This window comes from Bacillus sp. HY001, assembly GCF_007558965.1.
Taxonomy (GTDB): Bacteria; Bacillota; Bacilli; order Bacillales; family Bacillaceae_G; genus Bacillus_A; species Bacillus_A mobilis.
The window spans coordinates 54396-70137 of the sequence record NZ_VLTE01000002.1; the positions used below are offsets into that span (position 1 = coordinate 54396).

13 protein-coding genes and 1 pseudogene are annotated in these 15742 nt (G+C 34.0%); 6 read left to right on the forward strand and 8 right to left on the reverse strand.

Annotation, left to right across the window (positions count from 1 at the left end; genetic code table 11):
- Positions 1–46: 46 nt before the first annotated feature.
- The 7 genes from FOT98_RS00790 to FOT98_RS00825 all read right to left on the reverse strand — a co-directional run bounded on the left by FOT98_RS00790 (position 47) and on the right by FOT98_RS00825 (position 8233).
- Positions 47–250, reverse strand: a complete 204-nt coding sequence (locus FOT98_RS00790) for a YbdD/YjiX family protein (protein WP_063262384.1) — start codon at positions 248–250, stop codon at positions 47–49.
- Positions 243–2321: a carbon starvation protein CstA gene (cstA, locus tag FOT98_RS00795; RefSeq protein WP_063262385.1), complete on the reverse strand. Its 2079-nt coding sequence runs from the start codon at positions 2319–2321 to the stop codon at positions 243–245. The genes FOT98_RS00790 and cstA overlap by 8 nt, the downstream gene beginning before the upstream one ends.
- A 121-nt stretch (positions 2322–2442) precedes the next feature.
- Complete coding sequence (locus FOT98_RS00800) at positions 2443–3159, reverse strand: LytR/AlgR family response regulator transcription factor (RefSeq protein ID WP_061680084.1); 717 nt, start codon at positions 3157–3159, stop codon at positions 2443–2445.
- Positions 3160–3406: 247 nt separating this feature from the next.
- The gene (locus FOT98_RS00805) at positions 3407–4606 is read right to left on the reverse strand and encodes an MFS transporter (RefSeq protein WP_063262386.1); all 1200 of its coding nucleotides are present in this window, start codon (positions 4604–4606) and stop codon (positions 3407–3409) included.
- A gap of 291 nt (positions 4607–4897) precedes the next feature.
- Entirely contained in the window at positions 4898–5638 is a 741-nt protein-coding gene (locus FOT98_RS00815; RefSeq protein WP_063262387.1) for a WecB/TagA/CpsF family glycosyltransferase, read from the reverse strand.
- 15 nt (positions 5639–5653) lie between these two features.
- The gene (locus tag FOT98_RS00820) at positions 5654–6754 is read right to left on the reverse strand and encodes a glycosyltransferase family 4 protein (RefSeq protein ID WP_063262388.1); all 1101 of its coding nucleotides are present in this window, start codon (positions 6752–6754) and stop codon (positions 5654–5656) included.
- Positions 6755–6832: 78 nt separating this feature from the next.
- Positions 6833–8233: an O-antigen ligase family protein gene (locus FOT98_RS00825; RefSeq protein ID WP_063262389.1), complete on the reverse strand. Its 1401-nt coding sequence runs from the start codon at positions 8231–8233 to the stop codon at positions 6833–6835.
- A gap of 270 nt (positions 8234–8503) precedes the next feature.
- Between FOT98_RS00825 and FOT98_RS00830 the strand changes: the two genes are divergently transcribed.
- The 3 genes and pseudogenes from FOT98_RS00830 to FOT98_RS33370 all read left to right on the forward strand — a co-directional run bounded on the left by FOT98_RS00830 (position 8504) and on the right by FOT98_RS33370 (position 10568).
- Positions 8504–9136 carry a trimeric intracellular cation channel family protein gene (locus FOT98_RS00830; RefSeq protein WP_000924376.1) on the forward strand — a complete coding sequence of 211 codons (633 nt, stop codon included), beginning with the start codon at positions 8504–8506 and terminating at the stop codon, positions 9134–9136.
- Between the two features lie 250 nt (positions 9137–9386).
- Positions 9387–9764 (forward strand): annotated as a pseudogene (locus FOT98_RS33365) (protoglobin family protein); the annotation flags it as partial.
- Complete coding sequence (locus FOT98_RS33370) at positions 9762–10568, forward strand: methyl-accepting chemotaxis protein (RefSeq protein WP_372466404.1); 807 nt, start codon at positions 9762–9764, stop codon at positions 10566–10568. The pseudogene FOT98_RS33365 and the gene FOT98_RS33370, both read left to right, overlap by 3 nt.
- Before the next feature lie 93 nt (positions 10569–10661).
- Here the strand turns inward: FOT98_RS33370 and FOT98_RS00840 are convergent, their stop codons facing one another.
- Positions 10662–11975, reverse strand: coding sequence for an ArnT family glycosyltransferase (locus FOT98_RS00840; protein ID WP_063262391.1), 1314 nt, complete (start codon positions 11973–11975; stop codon positions 10662–10664).
- Positions 11976–12288: 313 nt separating this feature from the next.
- On the opposite strand from FOT98_RS00840, the gene FOT98_RS00845 reads away from it, so the two are divergent.
- The 3 genes from FOT98_RS00845 (at position 12289) to FOT98_RS00855 (ending at position 15474) form a co-directional block, all read left to right on the forward strand.
- Complete coding sequence (locus tag FOT98_RS00845; RefSeq protein ID WP_000412134.1) at positions 12289–12801, forward strand: acyl-CoA thioesterase; 513 nt, start codon at positions 12289–12291, stop codon at positions 12799–12801.
- Between the two features lie 177 nt (positions 12802–12978).
- Positions 12979–13959, forward strand: a complete 981-nt coding sequence (locus tag FOT98_RS00850; RefSeq protein WP_063262392.1) for a glycosyltransferase family 2 protein — start codon at positions 12979–12981, stop codon at positions 13957–13959.
- Between the two features lie 93 nt (positions 13960–14052).
- Positions 14053–15474, forward strand: coding sequence for a flippase (locus FOT98_RS00855; protein ID WP_061680092.1), 1422 nt, complete (start codon positions 14053–14055; stop codon positions 15472–15474).
- The last annotated feature ends 268 nt before the right edge of the window (positions 15475–15742 follow it).

A 15742-nucleotide genomic window follows, 5' to 3' on the forward strand; every position in this document is an offset into this window, starting at 1 on the left:
CACGTGAAACAGCAAAAATAAAAAGGGCGAAAATTCGCCCTTTTCACTAACAACATCGTGATATCTTTCCGCCCTTTGCATTAAACCTAGCTTCTTGCGCTTCTGCAAAAAACTGTTTTTGACATACCACTTCTTCTTCTGGATGATGCTTTTTCATATGCTCTACATATGTTTCATAGCTTGGTACCCCAACGAGTAAACTAATAAAGTGTTTCCTTTTCCCCCATACTTTCCTTAGTTGTTTAAGCATAATAGTTCCTCGACCCACTTTCATCTCTAGGTATATATGGTGCCTCTTTTAGCTTCATTGGCTTATTTCTTAATACTTGAATCCAAATTCGAATTGCAGAAATTAATACAGCAATTACAACTATCATAAAAATCCCACAAAGTGCTGCATCAATATAATCATTGAAAATAATTTGTTTCATTTGAGCGACATTTTTAGCTGGTGCTAACACTTTCCCCTCATCTAATGCACCTTGAAATACCTTTGCATGAGATAGAAATCCTATTTTAGGGTTTTCATGAAATAGCTTTTGATAACCCGCCGTCATCGTTACAATAAGCAATCCGACAGTTGGAATAAGTGTCACCCACACATATGCCTTTTTCCCCATTTTGAACAAAATTGTCGTTCCAAGTAATAATGCAATACCTGCTAACATTTGGTTTGCAATACCGAATAGTGGCCATAATGTATTAATTCCACCAAGCGGATCTACTACCCCTTGATATAAGAAATAACCCCATCCTAATACACATAACGTTGTAGCTATTACATTTGCTAATGTAGAATCCGTTTTCCCAAATGGCTTATATACATGTCCTAAAATATCTTGAATCATAAATCGGCCTACACGCGTTCCAGCATCAATTGTTGTTAAAATGAATAGTGCTTCAAAGAGGATTGCAAAATGATACCAAAAGGCCATCATGGCCGTTCCACCTATTACTTGTGAGAAAATATATGCCATACCTATCGCTAACGTCGGTGCGCCACCTGTACGTGATAAAATCGTTTGCTCTCCAACGTTTACAGCGAGATCTTTTAGTTCATTTGGTGTAATAGCAAACCCCCATGAAGAAATAACTTGAGCTGCCTGCGAGACATCCGTACCGATAAGTGCTGCGGGACTATTAATCGCAAAATAAGTTCCTGGTGTTAATACACAAGCTGCAATCATCGCCATCGCGGCTACAAATGACTCCATTAACATTGCTCCATAACCAATTGGTTGTGCGTGTCCCTCTTGTTCAATCATCTTTGGTGTCGTACCTGATGAAACGAGAGCATGGAATCCAGACACCGCACCACAAGCAATTGTAATAAATAAGAACGGGAATAAGTTTCCAGAGAAAACAGGACCTGTTCCATCGATAAATTTCGAAACTGCTGGCATTTGTAAATCTGGTGCTACAATTAAAATACCGATTGCTAATCCAACAATTGTCCCGACTTTTAAAAATGTGCTTAAATAATCACGTGGTGCTAAAAGCATCCAAACTGGTAATGCCGATGCGATAAACCCATATACAATAAGCATAATAGCAATCGTTTCACCGCTAAATGTGAACATACTTGCAAGTGTTGGATGTTCTGCTACATACTGTCCTCCAATAAGAGACAGTATAAGTAGAATAATTCCGATTACTGACCCTTCACCAACCCGTCCAGGCCTAATGTAGCGCATGTACACTCCCATTAAAATAGCGATAGGAATCGTTGCTGCTATCGTAAACATTCCCCAAGGACTTCCTACAAGCGCCTTTACTACTACTAATGCTAATACCGCTAATAAAATAATCATAATGCCTAAAATACCTATCATTGCAATAAGCCCTGTAACAGGACCAATCTCATCTTTAATCATTTCCCCTAAAGATTTACCATTCCGTCTCATTGAAGCAAATAAAATTACAAAATCTTGCACAGCTCCAGCAACAACTACCCCAACAATAATCCATATTGTCCCTGGTAAATACCCCATTTGCGCCGCCAAAATCGGTCCTACTAAAGGGCCTGCCCCAGCAATGGCCGCAAAATGATGTCCAAATAATACCCACTTATTTGTCGGAACATAATCTTTTCCATCATTTAAAGTATGGGCTGGCGTTTGCCGATTATTATCTAAACCGAATACCTTTCTCGCTATAAATCTACTATAAAAGCGATAAGCAACTGCATACACACATACCGCAGCTACTAAGAGCCACACGGCATTAATAGTTTCACCTTGTGATAAAGCTATTACACCAAAAGCACCTGCTCCTACTGCTGCAATAACTCCCCAAAGTAAAATCGACTTCAATGTTTTCACATACAATCCCCCCAATACTATTGCTTAGTGGGATCGTACTAAATTTTCTGAATATTTTATTTGAATCCTCCTTATCATGAAGGATTTTTAGTTTATCATGTTAAAAATTTCGCATTATCTACTATAATTCTATTTTATTTCGAAGTTTTTTCACGTAATTCCGACTAACTGGAATCGGTTGCTCATCATATTTATCTAAATACAAATTATATGTGCCATTATAATAAGGTTTTAGTTCTTGTACATATGACATATTAATTAAATAACTTTTATGTACGCGTAAAAAATCATATGCATTTAACTTATTTTCCAGCTCCTGAAGTGTATATGTTGAAATATACTGATTATTCGTTGTATAAATTGAAACCGTTTTGTTCTCCTTATTTTTGCTTATATATACAATATCTTCAGGGAAAATATATCTAATCCCCTCTTGACCTTCTATCGGTAGTTTTCGCAAATAACTCTTTGCTTTCTCGCCGTGCTCTTTACACATTCTATATAAAAGGAATTGCAAATCTTCCTCACGAAATGGGCGTAGTAAATAATAGAATGCTTGAAAACGAAATGCCGTAATCGACTCTTCTATATCTTCACCCATAAAAATCAATTTCGTATAACAATTTACTTCCCGTAATAAACTCGCATATTCAAAACCAGTTCCATCTAGTAATTTTGAATTCAAGAAAACAAAATCTGGTGTATGCTTTTTCATGATAAATAATGATTCTGTTCCCGTATTTGCTTCAAAACATTCTACATTCTTTATATTTTCAGTGAATTTTTCAGCTAAACTTCTTCGCTCTTCTACTTCTTCCATGATCAGTAAAATTTTCATTTCTTCAACCACCTAATTCTTTTGTCCATATGTCCTGTTGTATACATTCGCTTTTATAAGAAACATTCCCTTTTTCTTACTATACCATTATTTATCTAAAAAAACAGAAAAAAGGAAACCACGACGGTTCCCCCCTGCCCTTTTATTCCATTATTTGTAGGTAGTAAAACTCACTGAATGCGAAATTTTACTGCCTCAAAAAGACAATTGGTGCTGGCTAATAATCAGTGAGAGATAGCCCCTCATCTTATACTAATTCTCGTTGCTTCGTTTCTTGCCCAAGTACAATTACAGCAACTACACCAATTAAAATTGATCCACAGAAAATCGTAAATATTAGTGATAATGAAGCCTGTGAAGCAACTAAATATCCTACTAATAGCGGCCCAAGAATACCACCAATACGACCGAATGCTGCTGCCATCCCTGCACCTGTACCACGAATAGCTGTTGGATACTGTTCCGGTGTATAAGCATATAAGGCACCCCAAGCACCTAAATTAAAGAAGGATAGTAACATCCCTGCTACGATCAATACTGTTAATGACTCCGCCACTCCAAACAAGTAAGCACTACACGCTGTACCGATCAAATACGTAACTAAAACAAACTTACGACCAAGCCGTTCAATAAACCAAGCCGCTGTGAAATATCCCGGCAATTGAGCTAACGTCATAATAAGTACGTACTGGAAACTTTTTATTAAACTAAATCCTTTTAATACCATTACACTAGGTAACCAAAGGAACATCCCATAATAGGAAAAGACAACAGAAAACCATAGAATCCATAACATAATTGTTGCCCTACGATATTCTCCAGACCAAACTGACTTTATATTTTCAATAACGGATGGTCTTTTTTCAACCTTTTGGAATCTCGGTGAATCCGGTAAATTCCATCTTAAATATAAAGCATATAGTGCCGGAACCGCGCTCAACACCATTGCAACTTCCCAACCATATTTCGGAATTACAAAATACGAGATAAGAGCTGCAATTAGCCATCCACCCGCCCAAAAGCTTTCTAATAGCACAACTATTTTGCCACGTTCATGTGCCTCAACACTCTCTGATACTAATGTAGAAGCAACTGGAAGCTCTCCACCAAGCCCCATACCAATTAAAAATCGTAACACAAGGAACATTGCAAGTGTCGTCGTTAAAGCAGTTAAACCACTACCGATAGAAAATAGTAATAATGTAATAATAAAGACTGATTTCCGCCCTATTTTATCTGATAGTATTCCAAAAACGAGCGCTCCGACTGCCATACCAATTGAATTAATGCTGCCTATCCAGCCCATTTCTTGCGTACTTAATCTCCAATCTTTTTGCAATGCCACCATTACAAATGAAAGCATTCCAACATCCATTGCATCGAATAACCATCCAAGCCCCGCTATTCCAAGTAGCTTTCGCTTCGAAATTTCTTTCACCTTGCCCACAAGAAGTCCTCCTTACACAGCTGTCTTTACACATCATTTTACATGTGTGAATTGTATAAGTAAAATACTTTCGTTCAAAAAATTCTCCTTCATCATTCCCCAAAAGTAAAATACTTATCACACTATTTGAGGGATGTAAGACTTCCACTTCAAAATTTAGCTGAAGCAAAGAGGTTAGATGGAAAATCAACTGCCGTTAAACGCCCAATTGGTGAAGGTTAACAATCAGTGGTGGATGAGTAAAACCCCACTTTATCAAAAATGGACAAATAAAAAAGTAGCGATATTCCGCTACTTTTTCGAACGCATAACTTCTTTTAAAAATTCCGCTAATACTAACTGACGACGCCAGCGTGTTGGATTACTACACAATCTATAAAACCACTCTAAGTTAATCGCTTGAATCCATTTTGGTGCACGTTTTACCTCTCCAGCCCATACATCTAAACTTCCGCCCACTCCAACAGCCATTTTCGTTTCTAAACGATGCTTGTTAGTTTGGATAAAGTTTTCTTGTCTCGGGAAACCCAGTGCGACAAGTAATAGATCTGGTTTTGCTTCTTGAATACGAGAAACGATATTCTCTTCTTCGTCTTGTTTAAAATAACCATCTTGTGTACCCACAATAGATACAGCTGAATACGTCTTCGTTAAATGATCGGCTGCAGCTTGTACAACATGCGGTTTTGCACCAAGTAAGAAAACAGATACCGGTTTATTCTCCTCTGATAACTTTGCAAATAGATTACACATTAAATCAAAACCTGCTACACGTTCCTTTACAGGTGTACCTAACATCCCACTTGCTTTTACAACTCCAATACCATCAGGTGTAATTAAATCTGTATTTAATAATGTTTGATGGAATGCTTCATCCTTTTTTGCACACATAACAATTTCAGGATTTGCTGTTACTACCTGAAAAGTATGAGCGCGCTCCAATTCTAGTTGTCCCTTCAAATATTGGACTGTTTCATCCATTGTCATTGTAGAAAAAGGAACACCTAGAATATCAACCGTTTTTACTTCCATGATTAACTATCCTCTCTATTTCAGTAAAAGTTTTTTATATGCATTATAAGTATCTTCATACAAATTCTTTAGCGAGAAATGAGTAGATGCGTGATTATATAAACGATTTCCCATCGCTTCTAATTCACCATTCAACCATTTTTCATGAGCATCTTCTAATGCGTTTGCTAACGAGTTTGCATCACCAATTGGTACAATCCATCCATACGTATCATCAACTATTAACTTTTTCATATCACCTACATTTGTTGCAATAGATGTTAAACGTTGATTAGCCGCTTCTAGTAAAACAAGGGGGAAGCTTTCGCTATAAGAGGTTAACAAATTAATGTGTGCAGATGCATATAGTTCTTTTGAATCTGTACGGAAACCTAGAAACATCACCTTATCCTCTAAGCCCTTTTGTTTCACCATCTCTTTTAATTCTGCTTCTATAGGCCCATCACCCAGCAAGAGCACCTTAATGTTTGGAATTTTAATTTTTTGTAATGCTTCAAATAAAATATCATGACCTTTGACAGGATGAAGACGTGCTACTTGAACGGCTGTAAATACTCCTTCATCGATGCCAAATTCACTCTTATCATAAGGTTTTGCTGGAGTACTATCATACTCAATTCCATTATAAACCGTACAAATTTTCTCTTCTGGTACACCTAGTTTTATTATGTTTCTCTTAAAGTTTTCCGTAATTGCAAAGAATAAATCTACCTTCCTGAAAGAACGTAAATTTAACTTCGTAAATACCCATCCTTTTAATCCCCTCTTCATAAAATCCAAAGTTGGATCACTGTGGACAGTCATTATCCATTTCGCTTTTATACCTTTTTTCAAGAGGGAGAGATAGAAATTTGCTCGTGCGCCATGTGTATGCACAATGTCAAATTGATTTTCATTAATAAATGCCTTTATTTTTGAAAGAATTGATAGGTCGTACCGAGATGATTGGGTAAAAACATGCACTTGAATACCAAGGTTTCTCGCCTCTCTAGCAATTGCACCTTCTTCAAATACCATTAATTCCACTTCTTCCTTTGAAAATTGAGATAAAAGTGAAATAATATGTGTTTTCCCCCCACCTTCTTCTGCACCAGCATTCATATGCAACACTTTCATTTCTTACATCCCCCATTTTTTTCTTTTTATTTACTATAACAAAATAAAAGCTAACATATGCTAGCTTTTATTTTTCTATCATTCAATTTCCAAGTCAACGATTAAATATGCCATGATTAATACTAAGAAGAAACTCACTCCAGGTGACATTAAAATATGACCAGCTATAAATGAGATACCTAATCCAAGAAGTATTGCTGCAATCACCATTGCATATTTCACGGTGAATATTTGTTTAAATTTAGTAAATATACATGCAATAAATCTAATGCCAAAGTATAGGAATGGAATTACAAATAAAATGAACCCTATAATTCCGAAAGAATAGAACCAATCGTGAAAGTCACGTTCAATTAATTTCGGCTCTGCTTTATAGTTACCAGCATAACCCATACCTAATAATTTTTGAGACATTGGGGCTTCTTTATAGAAATCTTTATACATTTGTTCAAATAATTGACGCCCACTAAAAATAATAGCTTGTGTTTCTTCTTTTTTCTCTGCAACTTTTTCTTTTTCTTTTTCTTTCACTTTTTCTTTTTCTGTAACAGGAGGTTTATGCTCTTTAGCTTCCTCTTTCTTTTTCTCTTCCTTTTTCGCTGTCTGTTGGTCTTCAATTAATTGAACATGAATCCCCATATTTTTTAGAAATGGTGAAAAAGGTGTATATGCCATGATTCCTACAAAAACAGTCATTGCAATAAAACCATTTAATAAGTATATATTTTTCTTTCCTTTTTTACCTTGTATAAAAGCTTGAATAAAGCACATAACAACTGCAATAGCCATTGTTGCATAGATTGCTCCTATACCAACCTTCGTACCAACTGCAAATAATGAAAAAACAACTAAAATAGAAGGAATCCAATAGTATATTTTGCTCATACTTTTTGTTTTTTCAATTGAATATAAAATAACAATCGGACACATGATGGCTAAAATAGATCCTAACTCATTACCTGCATAAAACCAACCGCGTGATCCTAATTTTAACCATTCATAATTATTGTAATCTGTTCCAGTTGCAATCGAAGCTACCATTACTATTCCAATAATTAATGATGCATACGTAATATAGTCACGCATTTTTGAATGACCTTTTTCTTTTAAGGACTTAAATACAAATACATAACAAGTAAGCATAACAAACGGATATAAAGCTTTTGCTATAAATTTAATTTCCTCTGAAAGTACCATAGGATCTTTTGTAAGCTTATTATTTACCAATCCAATGGTGAAGACTATTCCTACTAAGATTATATACAATATATATTTTATATTTCCTTGTTTCTTCGTTTGAATTAAAATATATATCCCACTTAGGAACATAACGAATAAGCGTGTAATAACTCCAATGGTCGTATCAATTTTTAAAACCATGATACAGAATGCCGTGAGCAAGTCTAAAATTGGTTGCAACAAAATAAAGATTAATAGAAAATTTTCAAATTTATTACCTTTACTATTTTCGCTTAACATCTAGAACCTCCATAACTATTACCTAATTTCAATCTATACTGTTAATATTTTTTCTTATCTCAAATATTTATTATAACATATATTTTTTAATTAAACGTCTCACATTTCTCCCCAATCTTACCTTATAGAAAAAAGCATATTTGCATTTTCAAGCGCTTTCTTTCCTCATTTTTTCTTTTTTTCTACATGTAAAGAAAATGCATTGTTATTTACATAACTTTAGTGTATATTTTTTCTCTGGAACATCTTTAGGAGGAAGGGATTACAGCAATGTTATTAATCGATATATTTACGTTTCTTGGCATTATCGCCGCTGCTATTTCTGGTACATTAGTTGGTTTAAAAAAAGATTTAGATTTATTCGGTGTCCTTTGTTTAGCTGTAGCCACTGCGCTCGGCGGCGGTATTATTCGTGATATTATGATCGGTAACCTGCCTCCTGTCGCATTTGTTAAACCCATTTACTTTTTCGTAAGTGTATTATCAGCATTATTTACTTGTATGTTTTTTGAGCGTATCAATAAACTGCAAGTCGTTATTATGCTTTCTGATGCTGTTGGCTTAGGTGTTTTTACTGCTATTGGTGCAAATGCGGCAATGTCACATCATGTTGACGCCTCATTTTTAGTTGTTTCAATGGGAGTCATTACAGGTATTGGAGGCGGTATTTTGCGTGATATTTGCGCTCAAGATATCCCCTACGTATTCCGAAAAGAGATTTACGCAATCGCTTCTATTTTAGGAGCAATTAGTTTCCTAATCACATATGCAATGGGGGCACACGTATTAGCTTTCTATGTCTGTTTATTAGTAACATTCATTATTCGTGTTGTCACTGTAATATATAATGTACATTTCCCAGTTTTCTTTAAAACACATGCTAAAATTAATAAAGGCCATTAAGAGAATTCTGCATAGAATTCTCTTAATTTATATACTATTCTACACACTAATATAGAGTAATTGTATATAAAAATATATAATTATATTAGAACCGAAAAATGAAAACGCTTTATACACAGGGGGGAAAACGATGCTTGGGGTTTTTAAAAAACATACAAATAAAACAAACGCCAGTATACTTGAATTAAGTAAGGATCAAAAAATCACTTTTAACGTGCCTACTAATTCTGAACTGCAGATTCAAATGGATATGCTACATATTTCAAAAGAAGATTTACAAATCGTAAAGGTACTACAGCCCTTTATTTATGAAGAAATTGATTGGATTACGGAAAAATTCTATGCCAATATTACAAAACAACCTAATTTAATTACTATTATTGAACGTTATAGCTCTATTCCAAAACTAAAGCAAACTTTAAAAACGCATATAAAAGAATTATTCAGCGGAGATATGCATGAAGATTTTATTGACCAACGCGTTAGAATTGCAAAAAGGCATGTACAAATTGGGTTACATAGAAAGTGGTATACAGCTGCTTATCAAGAATTATTCCGCTCTATCATGAAGATTTTAAAAACGAAAATCACAACAATTGATGATTTTTCTTATTCTATAAACGTAATAAATAAATTATTTACTCTTGAACAAGAACTCGTTATTGCAGCTTATGAATCTGAATATGAAAGAATGCAAAAAGAACTTGAAAAAGAAAAAGAAATAACAGCTATGACCATTACACATATTGCAACAGAATTAGCATCTGTATCTGAAAAAACGAGCGCTTCTATTCAACAGTTAACCGCTAAATCTGAAACGATTGTAGAAATTGCCAAAACAGGTACATCATTAGCTACAACATCGGAAGAAAAAGCGAATAAAGGGAAAGAACAATTAAATCAGCAAAATAAACGAATGGAATACATTCAAACAAACATGGAAACGATTATTACAGATACTCATGAACTTCTCGATATTTCTAACAAAATTAACGAAATTATAGATATTGTAAAATCAATTGCAGAGCAAACAAATTTACTCGCACTAAATGCTGCGATTGAATCTGCGCGTGCTGGCGAATTTGGTAAAGGTTTTTCTGTTGTAGCTGGAGAAATTCGCAAGTTATCAGAGCAAACGAAAGAATCCATATTCAACGTTACAAAGCTCGTTGAAAAAACAAATGAACAAATTATTCGTGTCTCTTCGTCAGTGAAACAGATTAGCTCCCTCGTATCTGAAGGAACGGATAGTATGTCTGCAACAGATCAATACTTCCAAGAGATTGTAAAAGACATGTCTAACTCGAAAGAACAGAATAAAAAAATTGAAAATGAGCTAGAAACCATTTCACAAGTAATGAAAGGAATTCAAGACGATTCCTCAAAAATGGCTCTAACAGCTGATAGTTTACAACTAGAACTGAATCGATAGGGTGAAGCTTATGTCAGTAGAGGTTCTTTATCTCTGCTGACTCTTATTCCTCATCTTCCATTCATACAAAAAAGAATCCAAACTGGATTCTTTTTATTTTCTGAAGAATATTTTTTGACAATACACATAACTCATATAAACACCAAAGCTTTGTAAAATAAACAAAGCTGGCACCATAAGGTTGTAATATGCCATATCTATTTGGAAGAGCCTTAACAATACGTATCCGCTAATTAACAAAACGAACAACATATACCCTTCGTTTTGTTGTTTCTTAATAAGAAAGTGTAATAAAGCTATAGACATAAATAACGTTACCGCTATATATATAAGCTTCTCACATTTAAATAAAATAGAATGTATTCCCTCACCTGAAAATTGATTAATTACTGGCTTTAAAAGTTTAAATCTTTCTTCTTCAATCTCTTTTAGCTTTTGATCGATATGCTCTGTTACGCTTTGGTTCTTTGTTATTTTTTCCTCATTTTTACTTTTTCCAATTAAAACAGATTGTACATACGTCTCATTTGAAATTGTATATTGTGACATTCCCATCGTTTGAATTCCATAACTCACACCAAAATGAGCACTATAAAATAGAATAAGTATCCCTATCATCTTTAATAATACTTTTTGCCTCATTGCTGATTGAAAGAGTTCAATTAACAACACATATACAGCAATAAAAATAGGAAGAAATAATCCCATTGGGAAAATCATATTACTGCATGCAAATAAAATTGCTGAAAGTACCCACATATAAGGATGATCTAAACCTTTATATAAAAGTATGTAGCAAGCCAAATAAAATAAAAATATTGCGAGCGATTCTGATGTTAATAAGGAACTCATAAATATATTCGGAATATATAAAGCGTAAAATACAGAAGCAATACGGCCGCATTCTTCTCCAAAAATCATTGCTGCAATACGATAAATGAAAAATGCAGTCCCTGTGCAAAATAAAATATTGAATAACTGCAATGCAAATACTGTATCACCAAATACACGAATAATAATTGATTCATAAATAATAAAAGGTAACTGCGCTACGTTCTCTACGTTATTACCAATTGCAATCTGCTTTGCAGACTCAAACATAGCTTTCATATCACCAATTATCGGAACGTCTACAAATAGAACCATACTAAGTCTCACAATTATAGATGTACTTATAAGGAAAACAAGAAATTGTTTATCTGTAAAACGATACTGTAAAATCGATGCCACTAACAGCATGAGAATAACAAAAATAACCAATACGATTGTTACACTTGTTGTACTGTCGCCAAAAAATTGTTTACTTGTTTCAAACGCTGACCAACAACTATAAACAAAAAATGCGAGCATCGCACCAATCATTATTTTACTGAAAAAAGACGAAAAATTTGTTTGTATATGATTCATATGTCTATTGCACCTCTATTTCCATTCATAACAAAACGATTCTATCATGAATAGGTACACAGCTGATAGGGAATTTCTATGACAAATACAGGGTCCTAATTTTTTCACTTGCAATGTAAGCGAATCCTCTTTTACACTACACTTTATATAGTAATAAATTTTCTTTCAGTTACATGAATACAAATACAGAAGTTTTGCTAACCCTCTTCTGGAATTCTTTACTTCGTTAAATATCTATAGATTTTTAATACTTTTGTACTCCACTTACAATACATGTCATTCTGATTGAAAACAGAAAATAGGGGCTGACCATATGGAAAAGAAATTCATGCGAGAATCCAAAGCAATTAAAACAACACGTGTTTTTCCGAATGATTTAAATAATCATCAAACACTTTTCGGGGGGAAATTATTAGCAGAAATTGATAGTATCGCTTCAATTGCAGCTGCAAGACATAGCCGTAAACATTGTGTAACGGCATCTATCGATTCTGTTGATTTCTTAACTCCCATTCACCAAGCGGATTCTGTTTGTTACGAAGCATTCGTATGTTATACAGGAAAATCTTCAATGGAAGTGTTCGTAAAAGTAATTGCAGAGAATTTATTAGCAGGCGAGCGTAGAATAGCTGCAACATGTTTCATCACATTCGTTGCATTAAAAGATGGAAAACCTTCATCTGTTCCACAAGTACTACCGGAAACGGAAGAAGAACATTGGCTACACACAACTGGTTCTGAGCGTGCAGAAAATAGAAAAAAAGGACGCTTAAAGAGCAAAGAAATGGCTGAAGTATTAACATTGAGTAAACCTTGGAATATGTAATAATTGATTTACCTTCCTTTTTACAAATCAAAAAGGAAGGTTTTTTTATATAAAATACATAGTGTTGATTTACAAAGTTTATATGCGGTAAACTTATACAGATGTTCTTGTAATCTTCTTCCTTGCAAAAGGCCTATATAATCTACAACATAAAAAATTTGAGGAGATAATAATTATATGATGGAACAAACTCAACTCGTTTCCGTTATTGTCCCGCTGTATAATGCGGAAAAATACATTGAAGAGACGATGGAATCAATACTGAATCAAACATATAAAAATATTGAAATTGTAATTGTTGATGATGGAAGTAAAGATCAATCATCTTCTATCGTTAAAAATTTCAAGAAAAAATACCCTGAACAAATACAATATATTTTACAAGAAAATCAAGGCGTTTCCGTTGCTCGTAATACAGGAATTGAAAATGCAAATGGAGAATATATTTCTTTTCTTGATAGTGATGATTTATGGCATTCAACAAAAATTGAAAAGCAAATCGAAAGCATGCACAAAAACAATATGAACGCCTGCTATTGTGGATTTATGAACTTTTACGAGGAAACTGGTGAAAAAGTTGAAAACACGACAAACTTTGTAAAAGGGAATATGACAAAGGCTTTCTTAACACATCAAGTTTTTGCCCAAACAAGTACTTGGATTTTCAAAAAATCAATCGTGATGAATCATAATATTCGTTTTACACCAGGATGTAGTTGGGGAGAAGACTTAGAATTTCTTTTTAAATTAATGAGTGTAACAAATGTATGTTATGTGGATGAATATTTAACGTATTATCGAATCCTATCTGGAGGAAGTCTTTCTTCAAATTATAAAGATTATGAATTAAAAACAACAAAAGAATTAGAAGTATTTAATCGAATGAAAGACTGGATTCATCATAAATCAAAAGACTTAATCACAAATGATTCTACAGAATTGATTGAGATCCTTGAAACTTACCTATTCCCATATACAGTCATTAACAATGCTTGTATATATATTAAAGGACACCCTAAACTAGATAAATCCAAGGTTCAGTTAATTAAAAGCGATATAAAGAAATATTGTCGCAAAATCTATTCGAAAAATGGAAAACGAAGTAAGAAGTTATATGCTATGCTTTGGTTTGTACGCATCAAATTTTTATTTTCTTAAATAAAAGTATATGCTTTTAAACATTTTTGCCGTAAACAAATTAAATTTACAAATAGGACAAGTATGTCCTGACGAATAGAAAGGTCTTTTTCCATGAAAACAAACAAAATCCTTAAAAACGCCTCCTACCTCTTTGTAGGAAATATTACAGTTAGATTTGTACTTGCTATTGCGACAATCCTCTTTGCAAGATATGTTTCACCAGATGAGTATGGGATGTTTACAATTGCATTAGCAGTTTCCGCTGTCATTTGTTATTTTACAGATGCAGGCTTGACACATACGTTTATGCGTGAAGGAACAAGGAGCGGTGCTAACATTAGTGTATTAATAAGTAGTTATTTACGTATTCGTTTCGTATTAGCTGTCGTAATTTCTGTACTCTTCGCTATTTTTGCTCAGTTCTTCTATACGGATGCCTACTTACGTGCCATGGTATATTGGGTCGTACTACCCACGATGTTTGGAGCAACTTTACAAGGCGTTGGAATGGCTTATTTCCAAGTAACAGAACGTATGCAATTTACAGCAATTATTTCTGTACTGCAAGGCATAACAGCTGCTGCTGCGCTTCTAATAGGAATGTCATTTAAATGGTCACTTATGATGGTCGCTGCTATGTACGGGATATCCAGCCTTGTAACAGGAATTATCGCTTTCTTAATGGTACTCCGCCATACAAAAGTTCATAAAGGCTGGGACAAAGGAATTTTAGATCAACTGCTTATTTTCACAATCAATGGCATTATTATTATGCTTTTACCGCAGTTAGGTCCTATTATATTAGAAAAAGTTTCAACACATGAGCAAGTTGGATTCTTTGGGGCTGCCTATAAAATACCTGCCGTACTTTATCAAATACCTGGTGTAATTGCAGCAGCCTTTTATCCAAAATTATTTGCTTTCGGAAATGAAAAGAATATTGATGAGCACAAAAAACTATCTCAGTTCGAATTAAAACTTATGTCATTCTTAGGAATGGGAATTTCTATCCCATTTATTGCCGATCCAAGTTTTTGGATTGTAACTTTATTAGGTGAAGAATATGCACCAGCTGGTGATGCACTTGCAATTTTAGCCTTTATGGTCATTCTACAATCTATCAACTATCCACTTGCTGATAACTTAACAACAATTGGCCAACAGTGGAAGCGTGCGACAATAATGGGAATTGGATTGGCTGTTGGCATCATAAGTTACATTATCTTAGGTAGCAAATTTGGAGTGATGGGAGCTTCTATAGCAGCTATCCTTACTGAAGTTACTTTATTAATTGGATTTACTTTATTTGTCCGTAAAGGTTTCGAGCTATTATTTAAAGGAATTATATTTAATAGTCTCGCATTTATAATTAGTTACGTTCTATACCGTACAATATTAATTAGCTTACCACCACTAGTAGCTTTAACGCTTACTGGTATATTGTATGGCATTATCGGCCTTGCCATTGATCCACAAATACGCGCGTTACTTTTAGGGTTTGTAAATAAAAAGCTCGGCAAGAACATAGCATAAAGTGAAGCTTTAATCAGTGGCAGTTTCACTTTCCGTTAGTGCGGGATAAAAGTCGCTTTCTTTCTCGAATTTATGAGAAAGAAAGCGACTTTTTATTTACTATTATTACTCCTATATACAATTGTTTCTTTTAATCCCTCATATATATGGAGTTTTAGACTGAATGCCTACATATACCTCCAGAATAATACAAAAAATTCATTTTCAAAAATATACATTTTTGAAATGATAGCATTATATCAAAGAATTTAGTATCATGATTCAAGAC

Coding starts and splice junctions, on each gene's coding strand:
- FOT98_RS00845 (WP_000412134.1), top strand. CDS start 12,289: ATGGAAAAGAAATTCATGCGAGAATCCAAAGCAATTAAAACAACACGT.
- FOT98_RS00830 (WP_000924376.1), top strand. CDS start 8,504: ATGTTATTAATCGATATATTTACGTTTCTTGGCATTATCGCCGCTGCT.
- FOT98_RS00855 (WP_061680092.1), top strand. CDS start 14,053: ATGAAAACAAACAAAATCCTTAAAAACGCCTCCTACCTCTTTGTAGGA.
- FOT98_RS00850 (WP_063262392.1), top strand. CDS start 12,979: ATGATGGAACAAACTCAACTCGTTTCCGTTATTGTCCCGCTGTATAAT.
- FOT98_RS00815 (WP_063262387.1), bottom strand. CDS start 5,638: ATGGAAGTAAAAACGGTTGATATTCTAGGTGTTCCTTTTTCTACAATG.
- FOT98_RS00820 (WP_063262388.1), bottom strand. CDS start 6,754: ATGAAAGTGTTGCATATGAATGCTGGTGCAGAAGAAGGTGGGGGGAAA.
- FOT98_RS00800 (WP_061680084.1), bottom strand. CDS start 3,159: ATGAAAATTTTACTGATCATGGAAGAAGTAGAAGAGCGAAGAAGTTTA.
- FOT98_RS00790 (WP_063262384.1), bottom strand. CDS start 250: ATGCTTAAACAACTAAGGAAAGTATGGGGGAAAAGGAAACACTTTATT.
- FOT98_RS00840 (WP_063262391.1), bottom strand. CDS start 11,975: ATGAATCATATACAAACAAATTTTTCGTCTTTTTTCAGTAAAATAATG.
- FOT98_RS00825 (WP_063262389.1), bottom strand. CDS start 8,233: ATGTTAAGCGAAAATAGTAAAGGTAATAAATTTGAAAATTTTCTATTA.